We start from the raw sequence: 19,343 nt of genomic DNA, 5'->3' as shown, positions 1-19,343 counted from the left end.
GTGCGGTCATTTTATGAGGTGTTGTTTTATGCTATTTCACCAATATCGGGGAGAATGGATACTGTTTATAGCAACAATTGCCGCGGCACTGGGTTGGCTATTTTCAAAAAATGCTATTACCGAATTACCTGCCGTTGCCTTTGTGAGTTTGCGTTTTTCCGCTGCTGCATTAATTTTTCTTCCCTTTGCTTGGAAACAATTATGTGGTCTCAATACACAACAATGGAAACAAAGCATGTTAGTCGGATTTTCTTTTAGCTTATATTTATTTTGTTGGGTGCTGGGCATAAAGTTTACTACCGAATTAGGAAAAGGGGCATTTCTATTAAGCTTGGCAATGCTTGCTGCCCCATTGATTGCATGGGGTATTTACAAACAACGTCCCATCATACAATTTTGGTTTGCATTACCTGTTGCGGTCATAGGAATGTATTTCTTAGCGTCGGGTGGGGGCGATTCTAGCGAAAGTGTTCAACTTGATACGCTATTCTTTTTGCTCACAGCACTTTGGGCGGCTATTCAATTTGTGCTTAATCGCCACTACGCTCAATTTATTCCGATATTAGCACTGACAACAATTCAGCTCAGTATGGTTGGTGCTTTTTGTGGCATCTATTCATTCATGGTTGAATCAATTCCAACACAAATTAGCTCAAACACTTGGATATGGCTAGGCTTAAGTATTTTGATTGGTACAAATCTTCGTTTTTTCCTTCAAACCTTAGGGCAAAAGCTGAGTGATATGGGTAACGGTGCATTAATCATGATTCTAGAACCTGTATGGACAATGTTGCTTAGTGTGATTTTTATGGCAGAAGTGATGAGTATATCTAAAATTATCGGCTGTATTTTTATTTTAATGGCATTAGTTCTATATCGATTGAATATTAATGGCATTCGACAATTAATCAATCGTTATAGATAGATTTTTCAATAAGAATACTCTGGAATCCGGGGTTGCTAGCATTGATACTAGCTGAGTTTGAGGCAGAAAAATAATTCCTCAATTTCCCTTTTAGATAATTCTCGATATTTGCCATTTGGTAGCCCTTCAATGGAAAATTTTCCTATGGCGTAACGAACCAAACGCAGTGTTGGGAAACCAATGTGGGCAGTCATTCGTCTCACTTGGCGATTTCGCCCCTCAGTGATTTTTATCTCTAACCAAGAGGTGGGAATGGATTTTCGTTCACGGATAGGTGGCGTGCGAGCCCATAAATTGGGGGCAGGAATCAACCGCACTTTTGCCGGTTTTGTCATGCCATCTTTAAGTTGGATACCCTGACGCAAAGGGATGAGGTCTTGCTCATTGGGTTCACCCTCTACTTGAACCCAGTAGGTTTTTTCGGTTTTGAAATGGGGATCGGCAAGGCGATGTTGTAATTCCCCATTATTGGTGAGAATGAGTAAGCCTTCACTATCTCTATCTAATCGTCCCGCAGCATAAATATGGGGAATTGGAATAAAATGCTTGAGTGTTGCCCGCTCATTCTCATCTGTGAATTGGCTGAGCACATTGAAAGGTTTGTTGAAAAGAATGACTCGGATTTGTGCGATTTTTTTCACGCTTGAGTATTGAGTTTTTGGCAAGGTAAAGGAAACGCCAACGGTCTTTTTGTTGGCGTTTTTACGTGTGCAGATTTTGTTCATCATTAGTGATTTTTGTGGCTAGTGCTGTATAAAATTTTATCGGTATATGCTAAAGCAATGGCTGATACAAGAAAACCAAGATGGAGTAATAATTCCCACATAATCGTTTTTTCCGGAATTTTTGCCGCATTGACAAAAGTTTGAAGCAAATGAATGGATGAAATGCTGATAATTGACATGGAAAGTTTAACTTTGAGCACGGTGGCATTAACATGGCTCATCCATTCAGGTTGATCAGGGTGATTACGGGTTCTTAATTTGGACACAAAAATCTCATAGCCGCCAAGTGTGACCATCACTAATAGATTGGCAATCATCACCACATCAATCAAATTTAAGACCGCTAACATAATAGTTTCGGAATCCATTTCATTAACATGAGTAATCAAGTGCCAAAGGGATTTCATAAATTTATAGGCATAAATTCCCTGTACGACAATGAGCCCTAAATAAATGGGTAATTGTAGCCAACGACTGCTAAAAATCATCTTACCGAGTGTACTGGATTGCTCATTATATTTTGTATAGGGATCGGGTTGAGGTTTTTGTTGTTCCATTTTTCTTTCCTAACATCGTTTATCAATAAATAAAAAGTCGCCAAAAAATAGCAACCATTTTTACAAATGGCAATATAGCGATTATTTTTTTTCTTGAGAGATTAGAGTTAAACGGCTTAAATCTAAGTCATTATTTAATAATTCTACGCTCGGCATGATCTTGTTGGCTTTGGCGGATAAATCCTTAAAGCGCTCCACTTTACCAAATAAGCCTTGCTGTCCGACTAATGCGGTTACAGTACTATTATATTGATTGCTGACAGTTGATAGAGTATTACCTAATTTATTCAAACGTTCTGCGACTAAGCAAATTTGGTTATAAATTTCTCCTGCCTTTTCGGCGATTTCTTTCGCTTCCGCATTGCCTCGCTCAATACGCCATAGGTTGGCGACTGTACGCAGAATTGGCATTAAGGTTGTGTGCGACACCAGAATGACGTTTTTTTCATAACCATAATTAAAGAGGTTGGCATCCAGTTTTAATGCCTCAATATAGGCCGGTTCAACAGCGATAAACATCAGTACAAAATTTGGGCTACGCATACCGATTAAATTATTGTAATCCTTTTTGTTTAGATCATCTATGTGATTTTTTAAGGCTTTAATATGTTCTCGAAGTAAACGCTCACGTTCAAAATCATCCGCAGAATTGACCGCACTTTCATAGGCGATGAGGGACATTTTGCTGTCAATAATGAGGTGTTTTTCATCGGGTAAATTCAGCACAAAATCGGGATAATTACGCCCACCTTGCTCATCTTTAAAATGGGCTTGTGCGCTATAGTGAACGTTTTCAACCAGACCGGCAAGCTGTAATGCTCGCTCTAATTGCACTTCTCCCCAATTGCCAAGGGTTTTCTTCTCACCTTTTAAAGCCGAGGTTAAATTATTTGCCTCTTGAGACATATTTAACCCGATTTCCAGCACTTTTTTGATTTCAGCTTCTAAACCGGCATTGCCTTTCAATGATTCTGAGTGGATTTCATTCACTCGTTTTTGAAAGCCCTCAATTTGTTCACGGAAAGGTTTAAGCAAGGTTTCCAAGGCCGTTTGGTTAGTTTGATTAAAAGACCGACTTTTTTCATCCAAAATACGATTGGCGAGATTTTGAAATTCAATACCAAGTTGCTGTTTCGATTGCTCAATATTTTGCTGCTGTTCAGCAAAATGTTTTTCTTTTTCTGCCAAAGTGGTTTTCAAACCGGTCAGTTCTTGAGAAAGTGCGGTCAATTTTTCCGTTAAATTTTGTTGCTCTTGTTCTTTACGCAAGAGATGGCTCTGGCTTTGTTGTAGTTGGCTTTGTAAACTCTCAACCTGTGCAGAGGCTATACCAAAACGTTCTTTCAATGCAGTGAGCTGCGTGGCGATTTGTTCATTGCGAGCCTGCTCTTCATCTAATTCTTTGGCAAGGTAAGAAATTTTTTCATCACGCTCGTTTAATCGAATTTGTAGCCCTTCGCTTTCTGTTTGGGCTTTCACCGCTCGCTGTTCCAAAAGATTTTTTTGTTGATTGAGCAAATCAAAACGCTCGGCAAGTTGGTTAAAATCATGATTAGTTTTATTCAAATCTTGTTGTAATTCTTGAACATCACGCATACGGCGAGCCAGTAGAAAAAAGAGAATAATAAGAATAAAAAGCGATATGCCAAGAAGTGTAAGAAAAGAGGGGGTTATCCACATTGTCATAAATAAATCTCAAAATTTTTGCGAATTTTACCACAAGGAGACATTTGGGGGGAGGGGCACAGTCAAGCGCAAAGTGCGGTCATTTTTTATCGTATTTTTTGTTCAACGTATATTGGCACTTGAATTTTCCAAATCCTATCGCCATATAACGGGCAAGTTTTTTCAAAAAAGGACAGAAGAATGACAACAATCGTCAGTGTGCGCCGTAATGGGCAAGTGGTGGTAGGGGGAGACGGACAAGTTTCTTTAGGCAATACCGTGATGAAAGGCAATGCACGCAAGGTACGCCGTTTATACAACGGCAAGGTGTTAGCGGGTTTTGCCGGTGGGACGGCAGATGCTTTCACTTTATTTGAATTGTTTGAACGTAAGTTGGAAATGCACCAAGGGCATTTATTGAAAAGTGCGGTGGAATTGGCGAAAGATTGGCGAACGGATCGGGCATTGCGTAAATTAGAAGCGATGTTGATTGTGGCGGATGAAAAAGAAAGCCTGATTATCACCGGAATCGGCGATGTGGTACAACCGGAAGAAGATCAAATTTTGGCGATTGGTTCAGGTGGTAATTATGCCTTATCTGCTGCTCGTGCGTTAGTTGAAAACACGGATCTTTCTGCTCGTGAAATTGTTGAAAAATCATTAAAAATTGCAGGTGATATTTGTGTGTTCACCAACACCAATTTCACTATTGAAGAATTACCGAATTAAGGAAAATATTATGTCTGAAATGACACCTCGAGAAATTGTTTCTGAATTAGATCAACATATTATTGGACAAGCAGATGCCAAAAGAGCGGTCGCTATTGCACTTCGTAATCGTTGGCGTCGTATGCAACTGCAAGAACCGTTACGCCATGAAGTTACGCCTAAAAATATTCTCATGATTGGACCTACCGGTGTGGGTAAAACCGAAATTGCCCGCCGTTTGGCAAAATTAGCCAATGCCCCTTTCATTAAAGTTGAAGCCACTAAATTTACCGAAGTAGGCTATGTAGGAAAGGAAGTCGATTCAATTATTCGTGATTTAACGGATAGCGCAATGAAATTGGTTCGCCAACAAGAAATTGCAAAAAATCGGGCGAAAGCGGAAGATGCGGCGGAAGAACGTATTCTTGATGCGCTGTTACCTCCGGCAAAAAATCAGTGGGGTGAGGTTGAAAACCAAGATAGCAACAGCAGTACGCGTCAGGCATTCCGTAAAAAATTACGTGAAGGTCAGTTAGATGATAAAGAGATTGAAATTGATGTGTCCGCCGGTGTTTCCATGGGGGTAGAAATTATGGCGCCTCCGGGCATGGAGGAAATGACTAATCAGTTGCAATCCATGTTCCAAAATCTGGGTAGCGAAAAAACCAAAAAACGCAAAATGAAAATCAAAGACGCATTAAAAACGTTGATTGATGATGAAGCGGCAAAATTGATTAATCCGGAAGAATTGAAACAAAAAGCTATTGAGGCAGTGGAGCAAAACGGTATCGTATTTATTGATGAGATTGATAAAATCTGCAAAAAAGGTGAATACAGCGGCGCGGATGTTTCCCGTGAAGGGGTACAACGTGATTTGCTCCCGTTGGTGGAAGGCTCAACGGTCAGCACCAAGCATGGTATGGTGAAAACGGATCATATTTTATTTATTGCATCCGGTGCGTTCCAAGTGGCGCGTCCTTCGGATTTAATCCCAGAATTACAAGGACGTTTGCCGATTCGTGTGGAACTTTCCGCCCTAAGTGCGGCTGATTTTGAGCGAATTTTAACAGAGCCTAACGCATCTTTAACCGAGCAATATAAAGCCTTAATGGCAACGGAAGGGGTGAATATTGAATTTACCCAAGATGCGGTGAAAAAAATCGCCGAAGCAGCATTCCGTGTCAATGAGAAAACGGAAAATATCGGTGCTCGTCGTTTACATACGGTGATGGAGCGTTTGATGGATAAAATCTCCTTTAATGCGAGTGATATGAATGGTCAAACCGTGAATATTGATGAAGCCTACGTGGCGGATGCCTTGGGTGAAGTTGTCGAAAACGAAGATTTGAGCCGTTTTATTCTCTAATTAATTTTTAAGAGAAAAAGGTCTAGCAAACGCTAGACCTTTCTTTTTTAATTGAACGTATCACACTGGCTCGGATTGCCCGTTTGTAGCCCTTTTCTAAACCAAGTTAGGCGTTGGGCGGAGGTGCCATGGGTAAAGCTATCCGGAACCACATAGCCTTGTCCGCGTTTTTGTAGGCGATCATCCCCCACCGCTTCCGCCGCATTAAAGGCTTTTTCTTCGTCTCCTCGTTCAAATAAACCACTTTTCACCGCTTGATTTGCCCAAACACCGGCAAAACAATCCGCTTGTAGTTCCAATTTTACTGAAAGTTGATTAGCCGTTTTGCGATCGGTACTTTGTTGTGCGCGGTGAACTTGTCCTAAGACGCCGAGTAAGTTTTGCACATGATGCCCTACCTCGTGAGCAATAACATAGGCAAATGCTGAATCACCGGCCGCGCCCAATTTATTTTTCATATCATTATAAAAAGAGAGATCGAGGTAAACTTTGTGATCATTCGGGCAGTAGAACGGCCCCATTGCCGCTTGTCCCGTACCACAAGCTGTAGAGGTTGCGCCGCTGTATAATACCATTACGGGTTCTTGATATTGATAACCCATTTGTTTGAAGTAATTTCCCCACACGGCTTCGGTATCGGCTAACACGACTTTTGATAAACCGGCAAGTTGTTGTTCCTCTTGGGTTTCTAATCGTTGATAGGATTGACCTGAAAAATCAGGCGTACCGACCAAACCGGATAAATCAACGCCATAATAAGCTCCGACCAATAAAATAATAAATCCTAAAATACCGGTGCCTTTTCCTCCGCCAAAATTACCACCGGAACCCCGTCTGTCTTCAATATTTGAACTCTCTCTTCTACCTTGCCAACGCATAATCGCCTCTTTACCTATGATTAAAAATGAGTGCATTCTACCAAAGTGCGGTCAGCTTTAAAGCCTTTTTGCTGAAAGATTTACAAGTATTTACGCAGTGTTTTATGGACTTCCTCATTATTTTTCAGTATTGTAGGGGACGAAATTCACAACTGAAAAGGAGTAAAAATGGGCTTATTTGATTTTGTTGGCGATATCGGCAGAAAACTTTTTTCTAAAGAGGAAGAAGCATCAAAAGCGGTGACTGAGCACATCGCAGAAGATAATCCCGGTGTAGAAAATCTTTCTGTGACCGTTGAAAATGGAGTGGCAAATATTCAAGGTGTGGCTTCTACTGCCGCTGCTTTGGAAAAAGCGGTGTTAATGGCGGGAAACATTCAGGGGATTACTTCCGTTACCAGCGATGCTACCATCAGTAGTGGTGAAACTTTAGCCTCTGACGATACTTTCTATGTGATTCAAAAAGGTGATACCCTTTGGAAAATTGCAGAAAAAACTTATGGTAACGGGGCAAAATACACCGCGATTGTTGAAGCCAATAAAGAGGTGATTAAAGACGCGGATAAAATTTTCCCAGGGCAAAAAATTCGCTTGCCGAAAGATTTATAAGAACTTAAAAGTGCGGTCAGTTTCCACCGCACTTTTTTATTGCTAAAAATTGTTGATAAATTCGTCAAAATAGGATGGATTTGAGGCGGTTTATTGACTTTCTATCGACTGGTTGATTTTATTTCGTTATAATTCGCCAGTTTTTTATCGCTATTATTTTTTAACAACGTGTTCGGTGAGAGTTTGGCCGAGCGCAAAAATAAATTGAGGTTACAAATGTCATTAAATATTGAAACAACCCAAGGTTTAGAGCGCCGTGTGGCTATCACCGTTCCTGCGGAAACTGTTGAAAAGGCAACACGTGAAGAATTTAAACGTGCGGCAAAAAATGTGCGTGTGGATGGATTCCGTAAAGGTAAAGTGCCTGCGCACATTATTGAACAACGTTTTGGCGCATCAATTCGTCAAGATGTATTAAACGATTTATTACCACGCCATTTCTTTGATGCGGTGATTGCAGAGAAAATTAATATTGCAGGTCGTCCGACTTTTGCAATCGAAACCTTTGAACAAGGCAAAGATTTGGTATTTAACGCTACTTTTGAAGTGTATCCGGAAGTGCAATTAAAAGGTTTAGAAAATATCAAAGTTGAAAAACCAACCGTTGAAATTAAAGATGCAGACATTGATAAAATGGTCGATGTGTTACGTAAACAGCAAGCAACTTGGGCGGAAAGCCAAGATGTGGCAAAAGCAGATGATCGTGTAACAATTGATTTTATCGGTTCTATTGATGGCGAAGAGTTTGAGGGCGGAAAAGCCTCCGATTTCGTTTTATTCATGGGACAAGGTCGTATGATCCCGGGCTTTGAAGAGGGTATCGTAGGTCATAAAGTCGGTGAGCAATTTGATATTGATGTGACTTTTCCTGCGGAATATCATGCGGAGAATTTGAAAGGTAAAGCGGCTAAATTCGCCATTACTCTGAAAAAAGTTGAAAACATGGTATTGCCTGAGTTAACCGATGAATTTGTGGCTAAATTTGGTCCTAATACCAAAACCGTTGAAGATTTACGCGCAGAAATCCGTAAAAATATGGAACGTGAATTGAAAAATGCCTTAGTTTCTCGCGTGAAACAACAAGTTATCAACGGTTTAATTGAACAAAATCCGATTGACGTACCATCTTCCGCTGTTGAAGAAGAAATTAACGTGTTACGTAACCAAGCGGCGCAACGTTTTGGTGGTAATACTCAACAGGCTGCACAATTACCACGTGAATTATTTGAAGCGGATGCGAAGCGCCGTGTTCAAGTCGGTTTATTATTCTCTGAAGTAATCAAATCAAACGAATTGAAAGCTGATGAGGAACGTGTTAAAACCATGATTTCAGATATTGCTTCTGCCTACGAACAACCGGCTGAAGTGGTTGAATATTACAGTAAAAATGAAGAGTTAATGAATAATATTCGCAATGTTGTGTTAGAAGAACAAGCGGTTGATGCGGTTCTTGCAAAAGCACAAGTGACCGAAAAAGCATCTTCATTTGATGAAATTATGAATCCACAAGCTTAATTTTCATTGATTAAAAAGTGCGGTCGTTATTTTTAGAAGAACGGCCGCATTTTTATTTGTAGCGGTTTCAGGTAGAATATTCAGAATTTTTAGACATAATAATAGGTGAGAAAATGGCATTAGTTCCTATGGTCGTAGAACAAACTTCACGTGGCGAGCGTTCTTACGATATTTATTCCCGTTTATTAAAAGAGCGTGTGATTTTTTTAACAGGTGAAGTGGAAGATCGCATGGCAAATTTAATTGTTGCCCAGTTATTGTTTTTAGAGTCGGAAGATCCGACAAAGGACATCAATATTTATATTAATTCCCCTGGAGGCTCTGTAACTGCCGGAATGGCAATTTATGATACGATGCAATTTGTTAAATCAGATATACGTACACTTTGTATCGGTCAGGCGTGTTCTATGGGCGCTTTCTTATTAGCCGGAGGAACGGCCGGTAAACGGGCGGCTTTGCCGAATTCACGAGTGATGATTCATCAGCCTCTAGGTGGATATCGTGGTCAGGCATCGGATATTCAGATTCACGCACAAGAAATTTTGAAAATTAAACATACCTTAAATGATCGTTTAGCATTTCATACAGGACAAAGTATTGAACGAATTGAACGAGACACGGATCGTGATAATTTTATGTCTGCTGAGGAAGCCAAAGCCTATGGCTTAGTGGATGAGGTGTTGATTAAACGTTAAGGATTGAAGATGACAACAGAACATAAAGATTTACATTGCTCTTTTTGTGGCAAAGAAAAAAGCGAAGTTGATAAATTGATTGCCGGAACAGAGGGCTACATCTGTAACGAGTGCATTGAGCTCTGTCATTCAATGTTGGAAGACAATAATGAAGAGGGGAGCGAAAATGTGGTTGAAAATGAGATCAAGCTGCCGACACCTCATGAAATTCGTGCGCATTTAGATGATTATGTGATTGGTCAGGATTATGCGAAGAAAGTGCTTTCTGTGGCGGTGTATAATCACTATAAACGCTTACGCTCCAATCATGAAAATAATGAAGTAGAGTTAGGTAAAAGTAATATTTTACTGATTGGGCCGACAGGGAGTGGTAAAACACTGCTTGCGCAAACTTTGGCTCGTCAATTGAATGTGCCTTTTGCGATGGCTGATGCTACCACTTTGACTGAGGCGGGTTATGTTGGAGAGGATGTTGAAAATGTGCTCCAAAAACTGCTACAAAATTGTGATTACGATACTGAAAAAGCAGAGCAAGGCATCATTTATATTGATGAGATTGATAAAATTAGCCGTAAATCAGAAGGGGCATCAATTACGCGTGATGTGTCGGGTGAAGGCGTACAGCAAGCGTTATTAAAACTGATTGAAGGAACGATAGCATCAGTACCTCCACAAGGGGGGCGTAAACATCCTCAACAAGAAATGTTGAAAGTGGATACGTCAAAAATTTTGTTTATTTGTGGTGGGGCATTTGCAGGATTAGACAAAATTATTTCTAAGCGTACCCAAACTGCAACAAGTATTGGTTTTGATGCAAAAGTGGAGAAAGAGGCAGAAGATCAAGTTTTGTCTGAATTATTCCGTCAAGTGGAGCCGGACGATTTAATGAAATTTGGATTAATTCCTGAATTTATTGGACGTTTACCGGTGATTGCCCCCCTAAGTGAATTAGATGAAGAGGCATTGGTACAAATTCTTACACAGCCTAAAAATGCATTAATCAAGCAGTTCCAAGCATTGTTTGGTTTAGAAAAGGTGGAATTAGAGTTTACCCCTGAAGCATTGAATGCGATGGCTAAAAAAGCACTTGAGCGTAAAACCGGTGCTAGAGGTTTACGTTCAATTGTTGAAACCTTATTACTTGATACAATGTATGATTTGCCTTCTATTGAGAACCTTGAAAAAGTGGTTGTTGATGAAGCTAGTGTGCTTGAAGATCAGGCACCGAAATTGGTTTATCATTCTTAAGGTTTATTTAAGTAAGAAAGTGCGGTTGATTTTTTTATTATTTTGATGTTCTTTATTTTTCAATAGGCAATCTAAAAAGAAAATGCTACAATCGCACGTTCCTAATTCATTCTTAACCCCCTCTTTTTAAACGGATTCAATTATGGCAACTGAAATTGTTGATAAAAAGAAAAAAACAGAAGAGCCGATGGAAGATAAATCAAAAGGTCTAAACACATTGCTTTGGGTCTTAGTGGCTGTTTTCTTCGCCGTCGCGGCGATTGGTAATGTTTATTTCCAAAAAGTTTATTCAGCGCCCGTTCGGGTGATTGGTATGGCGATTGTGCTTGTCTTAGCATTTGTTTTTGCTGCGATCACGAATCAGGGTACAAAAGCGCGTCATTTCTTTAAAGAAGCAAAAAATGAAGCGCGTAAAGTGGTATGGCCGACTCGTTCAGAAACGCGTCAAACGACGTTAATTGTCATGGGGGTGACTGTCGTGGCCTCATTGTTTTTCTGGGCGACAGACTCTATTATCGTATCAATTATTAACTTCTTAACCGATTTGAGATTCTAAAATGACGGAAGAAACAACAGTATCAAAAAAACGTTGGTATGTACTACAAGCGTTTTCCGGTTTTGAAAGCCGTGTTGCATTGACTTTACGTGAATATATTAAACAGCACCAAATGGAAGATCAGTTTGGTGAAGTGCTAGTGCCTACTGAAGAAGTTGTAGAAAATGTTGCGGGCAAACGTCGCAAAAGTGAACGTAAATTCTTTCCTGGCTATGTGCTTGTTGAAATGGAAATGAATGATGATACGTGGCACTTAGTGAAAAGTGTCCCACGCGTAATGGGCTTTATTGGTGGAACGCCAGACAAACCCGCTCCGATCTCTAAACGTGAGGCAGACATTATTTTAAACCGTTTAGAGCAAACTGCGGATAAACCTCGCCACCGTAACGAATATCACCCGGGTGAGGAAGTTCGAGTTACGGAAGGACCATTTGCTGATTTCAATGGCACGGTAGAAGAAGTCGATTATGAAAAAGGTCGATTGAAAGTATCTGTTTCCATCTTTGGTCGTGCAACACCGGTTGAGTTGGAATTTGGTCAAGTGGAAAAAACGCTCTAATCTCAATTTTTCCAATTATATTGAACTATAACCGCATTTTTATTCTTAAAGTGCGGTTGTTTTTTAGCAATTTTCCTATGTTTTTATTTGAATTGCTTGAAAAGCAATCGCCCTTTTTATATAATCCGCAACCTGTTTATAAGCCGTTTATCGGCTTATATTTTTGTATGACACAGTATCTTTTATGAACAGTGTCGAAATCATCGGGGAGCTATTTATAGCGCTATGACCCAATTAGAGGAAAACTAAAATGGCAAAAAAAGTCCAAGCCTACGTTAAGTTGCAAGTTGCAGCGGGTATGGCAAACCCATCACCACCGGTTGGTCCGGCATTAGGTCAACAAGGTGTAAACATTATGGAATTCTGTAAAGCATTTAATGCTCGTACTGAGAGCTTAGAGAAGGGTTTACCGATTCCTGTTGTTATCACTGTCTATGCTGACCGTTCATTTACCTTTATTACTAAAACTCCACCGGCTGCCGTATTATTGAAAAAAGCAGCAGGCATCAAATCTGGTTCTGGTAAGCCGAACAAAGACAAAGTGGGTAAAGTAACTTTAGATCAAATCCGTCAAATTGCTGAAACTAAAGCAGCAGATATGACTGGTGCGACTATTGAAACCAAAATGAAATCAATCGCTGGTACTGCTCGTTCTATGGGCTTAGTGGTGGAGGAATAATACGATGGCTAAATTGACTAAAAAAATGAAAGCAATCAAAGCTGGCGTAGATTCTACTAAAGCATATGAAATCAACGAAGCAATTGCGTTATTAAAACAATTCGCAACCGCTAAATTCGTTGAAAGCGTTGATGTTGCAGTAAACTTAGGTATTGATCCTCGTAAGTCTGATCAAAACGTGCGTGGTGCAACCGTGTTACCACATGGTACAGGTCGTGAAGTTCGCGTAGCTGTATTCACTCAAGGCGCAAACGCAGATGCGGCAAAAGCAGCGGGTGCTGACTTAGTGGGTATGGAAGATTTAGCAGAGCAAATCAAGAAAGGTGAAATGAACTTTGATGTGGTTATCGCTTCTCCTGATGCAATGCGTGTTGTAGGTCAATTAGGTCAAGTATTAGGTCCACGTGGTTTAATGCCAAACCCTAAAGTTGGTACTGTAACACCAAATGTTGCTGAAGCAGTAAAAAATGCGAAATCTGGTCAGATCCGTTATCGTAACGATAAAAACGGTATCATCCACACCACCATTGGTAAAGCAAACTTCTCTGAAGAACAATTAAAAGAAAACCTTCAAGCATTATTGGCAGCTTTAACAAAGGCAAAACCAAGCACAGCAAAAGGTATCTTCATTAAGAAAGTCAGCATCTCTACTACTATGGGTGCAGGTGTCGCAGTTGACCAAGCATCACTATAATTGTGACTAACACTCTGAAAAATTTAACCGCACTTTTATTGAAGTGCGGTTTTCTTTTGTCTATTTTTTATCAAAGTTCCAACTTGAATAGATAAATTGTAATTAAATAATAAAATATTCATTCTAAAAAATTCTTGGATTGCTCTAAACATCAGATAATCGGGATTTTCATCAGCTCATATGGGGTTAATGTTGAAAAGAATAAAAAAGTGCGGTTAAAATCCGTTAAGAATTTTAATCGCACTTCATTTATCATTCTATGAAACTATTTATTCAATTTCGCTTTGTAAGTCGGGTTCATTAGGTTTTCAACGGAAAGAATATCGTCTAATTGTTCCGCCGTTAATAATCCTTTCTCTAACACAACTTCACGTACACCTTTACCGGTTTCGGCACAGATTTTACCCACTAAGTCACCATTGTGGTGACCGATAAATGGATTTAAGTAAGTCACAATACCGATTGAGTTGAATACATAGTTTTCACAAATTTCTTTGTTGACGGTAATGCCGTCCACGCATTTATCACGCAAGTTCACACAGGCATTGGTTAGTATGTCGATAGATTCAAACATGGCTTGACCAATTACTGGCTCCATCACATTCAATTGTAATTGACCGGCTTCAGATGCAAAGGTGACAGTGGTGTCATTGCCAATCACTTTAAAGCAGACTTGGTTGACTACTTCAGGGATCACCGGATTCACTTTAGCCGGCATAATAGAAGATCCGGCTTGCAATTCCGGTAGATTGATCTCTTTTAAGCCCGCACGAGGACCGGAAGAAAGTAAACGTAAGTCATTGCATACTTTAGAAAGTTTCACGGCAGTACGTTTTAATGCACCGTGTACCATGACATAAGCGCCACAATCGGAGGTAGCTTCAATGAGGTTTTCTGCTGGTGTGCAAGGTAAGCCCGTTACGTTTGCCAAGTGCTTGACGACTAATTCGGTATAACCTTGTGGCGTATTTAATCCCGTTCCGATAGCAGTTGCTCCGAGATTCACTTCTAACAACAATTCTCCGGTTCGTTTTAAATTGCGTACTTCTTCCTCAAGCAATACGGCAAAGGCTTTAAATTCTTGCCCAACGGTCATTGGTACGGCATCTTGCAATTGAGTACGTCCCATTTTTAATACGTTGCTAAACTCTTTTGCTTTATTTTCAAAACCTTCTTGTAAGTATTGAATTTTATCGACAAGTTTCAAAATACTGTTATAAACAGCAATACGGAATCCTGTTGGATAGGCATCGTTAGTCGATTGGCTGGCATTGACGTGATCCATCGGGTTGATGATATGGTAATCGCCTTTTTGGTGACCTATTTTTTCCAGTGCAAGATTTGCCACAACTTCATTGGTATTCATATTCACCGATGTCCCCGCTCCACCTTGGTAAACATCCGATGGGAATTGATCTAAGCACTTTCCTGTTGTCAGAATTTCATCACAGGCCTCCACAATGGCTTTTGCAATGTTTGTTGGAATTGCACCTAATTCACCGTTGGCGAGAGCCGTCGCTTTTTTAACCATCACCATCCCACGTACAAACTCCGGTACATCAGAAATAGTGACATTGGAAATATTAAAATTTTCAACCGCTCTTAGTGTATGAATGCCCCAGTAAGCCTCTGCAGGGACTTCGCGTTCACCAAGTAAATCGACCTCTGTTCTAAATTGAGCCATGTTAATCCACCTATATTGGTTAGTTAATTTGTGTTAATTATAGGAATTTCTGCAATAAAAAGATTGATAAAGATCACATTTTTAAAATGTGGTATCACGACATATTTTCATTTTTCGCATTAGTTTTTTTAGGGCAAATTTTTTTATTTTCCCCTTGAAAGGACGATTTTGCACCCTATTATAGTAAACGCATTTCAAACTTTAGAAGGAAATTAACAATGAATATTCGTCCATTACATGATCGTGTCATTATCAAACGTGAAGAAGTGGAAACCTTATCCGCAGGCGGTATTGTGTTAACCGGTTCTGCTGCAACAAAATCGACTCGTGCAAAAGTGTTGGCGATGGGGAAAGGTCGCATTTTAGAGAATGGTACCATTCAGCCTTTAGATGTAAAAGTAGGTGACACTATCATTTTCAATGAGGGTTATGGCGCAAAAAGTGAAAAAATCGATGGGGAAGAGGTCTTAATCATTTCTGAAAGTGATATTTTAGCGATTGTCGAATAATTTAGTGTAGGGTGGGAATCTCACCTAAGATGCATTTAATCGGATGTATAAATAATAAAAGGAAAGAAGAAAATGGCAGCAAAAGACGTAAAATTTGGTAATGATGCTCGTGCAAAAATGTTGAAAGGCGTGAATGTGTTAGCGGACGCAGTAAAAGTCACTCTTGGACCGAAAGGGCGTAATGTGATTTTAGATAAATCATTTGGCGCGCCAACTATCACTAAAGACGGTGTATCTGTCGCACGTGAGATTGAATTAGAAGATAAATTTGAAAATATGGGCGCACAAATGGTGAAAGAGGTTGCCTCTAAAGCTAATGATGCGGCCGGTGATGGTACAACGACTGCGACGGTTCTTGCACAAGCGATTGTTAGCGAAGGATTAAAAGCCGTGGCTGCGGGTATGAACCCAATGGATTTAAAGCGTGGTATTGATAAAGCGGTAAGTGCGGTTGTTTCTGAGCTTAAAACCCTTTCTAAACCTTGCGAAACTTCAAAAGAAATTGAACAAGTGGGGACGATTTCTGCAAATTCAGATAGCGTAGTGGGTCAATTGATTGCTCAGGCGATGGAAAAAGTGGGGAAAGAAGGTGTCATCACGGTAGAAGATGGTACCGGTCTTGAAGATGAATTAGCGGTTGTGGAAGGTATGCAATTCGATCGCGGTTATCTCTCTCCATATTTCATTAACAAACCGGAAACCGCAACCGTTGAATTGGATAATCCATATATCTTGTTAGTGGATAAAAAAATTGCCAATATTCGCGAATTACTACCTGTATTAGAAGCGGTGGCGAAAGCGGGTAAACCATTACTAATTATTGCTGAAGATGTGGAGGGTGAAGCCCTTGCGACTTTAGTGGTGAACACGATGCGTGGTATTGTGAAAGTGGCTGCGGTGAAAGCGCCGGGCTTTGGTGATCGTCGTAAAGCCATGTTGCAAGATATTGCAATCTTAACTGCTGGTACAGTGATTTCTGAAGAAATTGGTATGGAGCTTGAAAAAGCGACATTAGAAGATCTTGGTCAAGCAAAACGTGTGGTGATTAACAAAGATAACACGACTATCATTGATGGGGTGGGTGAGCAAGCTCAAATTAATGGTCGAGTAGCTCAAATTCGTCAGCAAATTGAAGAATCTACCTCTGATTATGACAAAGAAAAACTTCAAGAGCGTGTAGCGAAATTAGCAGGTGGTGTTGCGGTGATCAAAGTTGGTGCGGCAACAGAAGTGGAAATGAAAGAGAAAAAAGACCGTGTAGATGATGCATTACACGCAACCCGTGCAGCAGTGGAAGAAGGTATCGTTGCCGGTGGTGGCGTAGCCTTGGTGCGTGCAGCCTCTAAAGTGGCAGCAAGCCTACAAGGTGATAATGAAGAGCAAAATGTGGGAATCAAACTTGCATTGCGTGCGATGGAAGCGCCTTTACGTCAAATTGTCACCAATGCCGGAGAAGAAGCCTCTGTTGTGGCTAGTGCAGTGAAAGCAGGAGAAGGTAACTTCGGTTATAACGCAAGCACTGAACAATATGGTGATATGTTGGAAATGGGTATTCTAGATCCAACAAAAGTTACCCGCTCAGCATTACAATTCGCGGCATCGGTAGCCGGCTTAATGATTACCACTGAGTGTATGGTTACTGAGCTTCCAAAAGAAGAAAAAGCAGATTTAGGTGCCGGAATGGGTGGTATGGGAGGCATGGGCGGAATGATGTAATTTTTCCTCCTATGACAAGATAGAAAGGGCGGTCGTTTTTCCATTGGAAAAGCGATCGCTTTTTTATTGATAAAGGTTTACACTGAAAAGCCTTTTTACTAAGGAAATAAATAATGACGATTTCTCAAACCGAACTTAATCAGCAACTCAAATCCAACGGCATAGGTATTAACGCAACAGAACTTCACGGTTTCTTAAGTGGCTTAATTTGTGGTGGTATCAAAGACCAAAGTTGGCAACCGCTAGTTTACCAATTTACCAACGAGAATCATGCTTATCCGACTATACTTTTGGAAACGGTGACTAAACTTTATCAAATAATTTCTAAAACATTGGCGGATGTTGAAAGCTTTTCTTTTGAGTTAGGGCTAGTGGAACATGATAATGTATTTGCACGTGCAGATAGTTTATCTGAATGGGCGAATCATTTTTTACTTGGCTTAGGATTAGCACAACCGTATTTGGATCGAGAAAAAGGTGAAATTGCCGAGGCTGTAGATGATTTACATGATATTTGCCAACTGGGGTATGATGAAGATGACGATGAAGAAGAAATGGCCGAAGCGCTTGAGGAGATCGTTGAATATGTTCGGACGATTGCGACCTTGTTTTATACTCAATTTAATCAATCGTCAGCAGTAGGAAAACAACTATTACACTAAAATAGCAGTAAAATAACATCTTTACTCCCTTAAACGGCTCATATAAAGGATAAAAAAATGGATCTAGCGTATATGGCAGAATTGCCACAAGAAGAATTTGTAGAACGCCGTCAAAAAGTGCTGGCGAAAATGCAGACTAATTCAGCGTTGTTACTGTTTTCTGAAATTGAAAAACGTCGTAATAATGATTGTACTTTTCCGTTTCGCCAAGATAGTTACTTTTGGTATTTAACCGGTTTTAATGAACCGAATGCCGCCTTACTATTGGTGAAGACCGAACAATTTGAAAAAACAATCATTCTTCTTAGACCGCGAGATCCTTTACTTGAAACTTGGAACGGCCGTCGTTTAGGCGTAGAATGGGCCCCTGAAAAACTCAATATAAATGAGGCATATTCTATTGATGATTTTAATGTCGTTTTTCCTAAAATTACTGAAAATCTGACCGCACTTTACTATGCGCCGGAGCTTCATTTGTGGGGAGACAAATTACTGTCAGAAAGTGCGGTTAATTTTGCTGAAATTTTAGATTGGCGTCCTATCATTAGTGAAATGCGCTTGATTAAATCCCCTAATGAAATTCGATTAATGCAACAAGCCGGACAAATTACTGCATTAGCGCATATCAAAGCAATGCAAGAAACCCGCCCTAATCGCTTTGAGTATGAAATTGAAAGTGAAATTTTGCATGAATTTAATCGTCATGGGGCACGTTTTGCTTCTTATAATTCCATTGTCGCTGGGGGGGATAATGCCTGTATTTTGCATTACACAGAAAATGATCAACCACTGAAAGAGGGTGATTTAGTTTTAATTGATGCAGGATGTGAGTTTGCGATGTATGCAGGTGATATCACCCGTACGTTTCCTGTAAATGGCAAATTTACTCAAGCTCAGCGTGAGATTTATGACTTAGTACTGAAAGCGCAAAAACGTGCGATAGAATTATTGGTACCGGGTAATTCAATTAAAAGTGTGAATGATGAAGTGATCCGTATTAAAGTACAAGGATTAGTCGACTTAGGCATATTACAGGGAAATGTCGAGTCGTTGATAGAACAAAAAGCCTATCGCCAATTTTATATGCACGGGTTAGGGCATTGGCTGGGCTTAGATGTGCACGATGTGGGGGAATATGGCGAAGAACGTTGCCGAACCCTAGAAGTCGGTATGGTGCTCACCGTTGAGCCGGGGTTGTATATCTCCGAAGACGCGAAGGTGCCGGAGCAATATAGAGGTATTGGCGTGCGTATTGAAGATAATTTACTTATAACGGAATATGGCAATAAAATCTTAACAGCAGCCGTACCAAAAGAGATTGATGCTATTGAAAATCTAATGCAAAAAAAATGAACAATTTCTCAAAATGTGATCGAGAGCAAGTTTTTTTGAG

The 19,343-nt window shown here is 40.2% G+C and carries 20 protein-coding genes; 15 read left to right on the top strand and 5 right to left on the bottom strand.

The genetic code is table 11. The annotated features are described in order from the left end of the window. Positions 1-28 precede the first annotated feature (28 nt). Entirely contained in the window at positions 29-925 is an 897-nt protein-coding gene (locus tag E4T92_RS05135; protein WP_135093687.1) for a DMT family transporter, read from the top strand. A 47-nt stretch (positions 926-972) separates the two neighbouring features. Here the strand turns inward: E4T92_RS05135 and E4T92_RS05130 are convergent, their stop codons facing one another. The 3 genes from E4T92_RS05130 to E4T92_RS05120 all read right to left on the bottom strand — a co-directional run bounded on the left by E4T92_RS05130 (position 973) and on the right by E4T92_RS05120 (position 3,893). Beyond that, entirely contained in the window at positions 973-1,653 is a 681-nt protein-coding gene (locus E4T92_RS05130) for a pseudouridine synthase (RefSeq protein ID WP_135093686.1), read from the bottom strand. Continuing rightward, on the bottom strand, positions 1,653-2,207 hold the full coding sequence (locus E4T92_RS05125; protein WP_077542944.1) for a TIGR00645 family protein: 555 nt from the start codon (positions 2,205-2,207) through the stop codon (positions 1,653-1,655). Before E4T92_RS05125 ends, E4T92_RS05130 begins: the two co-directional genes overlap by 1 nt. 81 nt (positions 2,208-2,288) lie before the next feature. Further along, positions 2,289-3,893: a DNA recombination protein RmuC gene (locus tag E4T92_RS05120; protein ID WP_135093685.1), complete on the bottom strand. Its 1,605-nt coding sequence runs from the start codon at positions 3,891-3,893 to the stop codon at positions 2,289-2,291. Positions 3,894-4,073: 180 nt separating this feature from the next. Here E4T92_RS05120 and hslV point away from each other — a divergent pair, with 180 nt between their 5' ends. Both hslV and hslU read left to right on the top strand, forming a co-directional pair. Beyond that, entirely contained in the window at positions 4,074-4,601 is a 528-nt protein-coding gene (gene hslV, locus E4T92_RS05115) for an ATP-dependent protease subunit HslV (protein ID WP_059365982.1), read from the top strand. Positions 4,602-4,611: 10 nt separating this feature from the next. Continuing rightward, positions 4,612-5,946 (top strand): HslU--HslV peptidase ATPase subunit, encoded by a 1,335-nt coding sequence (hslU, locus tag E4T92_RS05110; protein WP_135093684.1) that lies wholly within the window; start codon positions 4,612-4,614, stop codon positions 5,944-5,946. 47 nt (positions 5,947-5,993) lie between these two features. Here hslU and E4T92_RS05105 read toward each other — a convergent pair whose 3' ends face one another. Further along, positions 5,994-6,824: a neutral zinc metallopeptidase gene (locus E4T92_RS05105; protein ID WP_135093683.1), complete on the bottom strand. Its 831-nt coding sequence runs from the start codon at positions 6,822-6,824 to the stop codon at positions 5,994-5,996. Between the two features lie 168 nt (positions 6,825-6,992). Here E4T92_RS05105 and lysM point away from each other — a divergent pair, with 168 nt between their 5' ends. The 8 genes from lysM (at position 6,993) to rplA (ending at position 13,379) form a co-directional block, all read left to right on the top strand. Continuing rightward, positions 6,993-7,433 carry a peptidoglycan-binding protein LysM gene (lysM, locus tag E4T92_RS05100; RefSeq protein WP_135093682.1) on the top strand — a complete coding sequence of 147 codons (441 nt, stop codon included), beginning with the start codon at positions 6,993-6,995 and terminating at the stop codon, positions 7,431-7,433. 216 nt (positions 7,434-7,649) lie between these two features. Next, a complete protein-coding gene (gene tig / locus E4T92_RS05095) occupies positions 7,650-8,948 on the top strand; it encodes a trigger factor (RefSeq protein WP_135093681.1) in 1,299 nt (432 codons plus the stop codon). A 113-nt stretch (positions 8,949-9,061) separates the two neighbouring features. Then, positions 9,062-9,643, top strand: a complete 582-nt coding sequence (clpP, locus tag E4T92_RS05090) for an ATP-dependent Clp endopeptidase proteolytic subunit ClpP (protein WP_077542583.1) — start codon at positions 9,062-9,064, stop codon at positions 9,641-9,643. A gap of 9 nt (positions 9,644-9,652) precedes the next feature. Continuing rightward, entirely contained in the window at positions 9,653-10,891 is a 1,239-nt protein-coding gene (gene clpX, locus E4T92_RS05085) for an ATP-dependent protease ATP-binding subunit ClpX (RefSeq protein WP_077542582.1), read from the top strand. A 142-nt stretch (positions 10,892-11,033) separates the two neighbouring features. After that, positions 11,034-11,447, top strand: a complete 414-nt coding sequence (secE, locus tag E4T92_RS05080) for a preprotein translocase subunit SecE (protein ID WP_135093680.1) — start codon at positions 11,034-11,036, stop codon at positions 11,445-11,447. Between the two features lies 1 nt (position 11,448). Continuing rightward, complete coding sequence (gene nusG, locus E4T92_RS05075; RefSeq protein ID WP_077542580.1) at positions 11,449-12,006, top strand: transcription termination/antitermination protein NusG; 558 nt, start codon at positions 11,449-11,451, stop codon at positions 12,004-12,006. Positions 12,007-12,256: 250 nt separating this feature from the next. Next, positions 12,257-12,685, top strand: coding sequence for a 50S ribosomal protein L11 (rplK, locus tag E4T92_RS05070; RefSeq protein ID WP_007241834.1), 429 nt, complete (start codon positions 12,257-12,259; stop codon positions 12,683-12,685). A 4-nt stretch (positions 12,686-12,689) separates the two neighbouring features. Further along, a complete protein-coding gene (gene rplA / locus E4T92_RS05065; RefSeq protein ID WP_077542579.1) occupies positions 12,690-13,379 on the top strand; it encodes a 50S ribosomal protein L1 in 690 nt (229 codons plus the stop codon). A gap of 265 nt (positions 13,380-13,644) precedes the next feature. Here rplA and aspA read toward each other — a convergent pair whose 3' ends face one another. Then, positions 13,645-15,063: an aspartate ammonia-lyase gene (gene aspA, locus E4T92_RS05060; RefSeq protein WP_135093679.1), complete on the bottom strand. Its 1,419-nt coding sequence runs from the start codon at positions 15,061-15,063 to the stop codon at positions 13,645-13,647. A 218-nt stretch (positions 15,064-15,281) separates the two neighbouring features. Between aspA and E4T92_RS05055 the strand changes: the two genes are divergently transcribed. The 4 genes from E4T92_RS05055 to pepP all read left to right on the top strand — a co-directional run bounded on the left by E4T92_RS05055 (position 15,282) and on the right by pepP (position 19,303). Then, positions 15,282-15,572 (top strand): co-chaperone GroES, encoded by a 291-nt coding sequence (locus tag E4T92_RS05055; protein ID WP_135093678.1) that lies wholly within the window; start codon positions 15,282-15,284, stop codon positions 15,570-15,572. Between the two features lie 72 nt (positions 15,573-15,644). Next, on the top strand, positions 15,645-17,288 hold the full coding sequence (gene groL / locus E4T92_RS05050; protein ID WP_077542576.1) for a chaperonin GroEL: 1,644 nt from the start codon (positions 15,645-15,647) through the stop codon (positions 17,286-17,288). A gap of 113 nt (positions 17,289-17,401) precedes the next feature. Then, positions 17,402-17,950, top strand: coding sequence for a YecA family protein (locus E4T92_RS05045; protein ID WP_077542575.1), 549 nt, complete (start codon positions 17,402-17,404; stop codon positions 17,948-17,950). A 57-nt stretch (positions 17,951-18,007) separates the two neighbouring features. Further along, complete coding sequence (pepP, locus tag E4T92_RS05040) at positions 18,008-19,303, top strand: Xaa-Pro aminopeptidase (protein WP_135093677.1); 1,296 nt, start codon at positions 18,008-18,010, stop codon at positions 19,301-19,303. Positions 19,304-19,343: the final 40 nt, after the last annotated feature.

Origin of the sequence: Pasteurella sp. WM03 (assembly GCF_004570945.1) — a bacterium.
In the GTDB taxonomy this organism is placed as follows: Bacteria; Pseudomonadota; Gammaproteobacteria; order Enterobacterales; family Pasteurellaceae; genus Rodentibacter.
The sequence above is the reverse complement of the archived record's forward strand: the minus strand, read 5'-3'. Positions and strand labels throughout refer to the sequence as shown.

Coding starts and splice junctions, on each gene's coding strand:
- E4T92_RS05135 (WP_135093687.1), top strand. CDS start 29: ATGCTATTTCACCAATATCGGGGAGAATGGATACTGTTTATAGCAACA.
- E4T92_RS05130 (WP_135093686.1), bottom strand. CDS start 1,653: ATGATGAACAAAATCTGCACACGTAAAAACGCCAACAAAAAGACCGTT.
- E4T92_RS05125 (WP_077542944.1), bottom strand. CDS start 2,207: ATGGAACAACAAAAACCTCAACCCGATCCCTATACAAAATATAATGAG.
- E4T92_RS05120 (WP_135093685.1), bottom strand. CDS start 3,893: ATGACAATGTGGATAACCCCCTCTTTTCTTACACTTCTTGGCATATCG.
- hslV (WP_059365982.1), top strand. CDS start 4,074: ATGACAACAATCGTCAGTGTGCGCCGTAATGGGCAAGTGGTGGTAGGG.
- hslU (WP_135093684.1), top strand. CDS start 4,612: ATGTCTGAAATGACACCTCGAGAAATTGTTTCTGAATTAGATCAACAT.
- E4T92_RS05105 (WP_135093683.1), bottom strand. CDS start 6,824: ATGCGTTGGCAAGGTAGAAGAGAGAGTTCAAATATTGAAGACAGACGG.
- lysM (WP_135093682.1), top strand. CDS start 6,993: ATGGGCTTATTTGATTTTGTTGGCGATATCGGCAGAAAACTTTTTTCT.
- tig (WP_135093681.1), top strand. CDS start 7,650: ATGTCATTAAATATTGAAACAACCCAAGGTTTAGAGCGCCGTGTGGCT.
- clpP (WP_077542583.1), top strand. CDS start 9,062: ATGGCATTAGTTCCTATGGTCGTAGAACAAACTTCACGTGGCGAGCGT.
- clpX (WP_077542582.1), top strand. CDS start 9,653: ATGACAACAGAACATAAAGATTTACATTGCTCTTTTTGTGGCAAAGAA.
- secE (WP_135093680.1), top strand. CDS start 11,034: ATGGCAACTGAAATTGTTGATAAAAAGAAAAAAACAGAAGAGCCGATG.
- nusG (WP_077542580.1), top strand. CDS start 11,449: ATGACGGAAGAAACAACAGTATCAAAAAAACGTTGGTATGTACTACAA.
- rplK (WP_007241834.1), top strand. CDS start 12,257: ATGGCAAAAAAAGTCCAAGCCTACGTTAAGTTGCAAGTTGCAGCGGGT.
- rplA (WP_077542579.1), top strand. CDS start 12,690: ATGGCTAAATTGACTAAAAAAATGAAAGCAATCAAAGCTGGCGTAGAT.
- aspA (WP_135093679.1), bottom strand. CDS start 15,063: ATGGCTCAATTTAGAACAGAGGTCGATTTACTTGGTGAACGCGAAGTC.
- E4T92_RS05055 (WP_135093678.1), top strand. CDS start 15,282: ATGAATATTCGTCCATTACATGATCGTGTCATTATCAAACGTGAAGAA.
- groL (WP_077542576.1), top strand. CDS start 15,645: ATGGCAGCAAAAGACGTAAAATTTGGTAATGATGCTCGTGCAAAAATG.
- E4T92_RS05045 (WP_077542575.1), top strand. CDS start 17,402: ATGACGATTTCTCAAACCGAACTTAATCAGCAACTCAAATCCAACGGC.
- pepP (WP_135093677.1), top strand. CDS start 18,008: ATGGATCTAGCGTATATGGCAGAATTGCCACAAGAAGAATTTGTAGAA.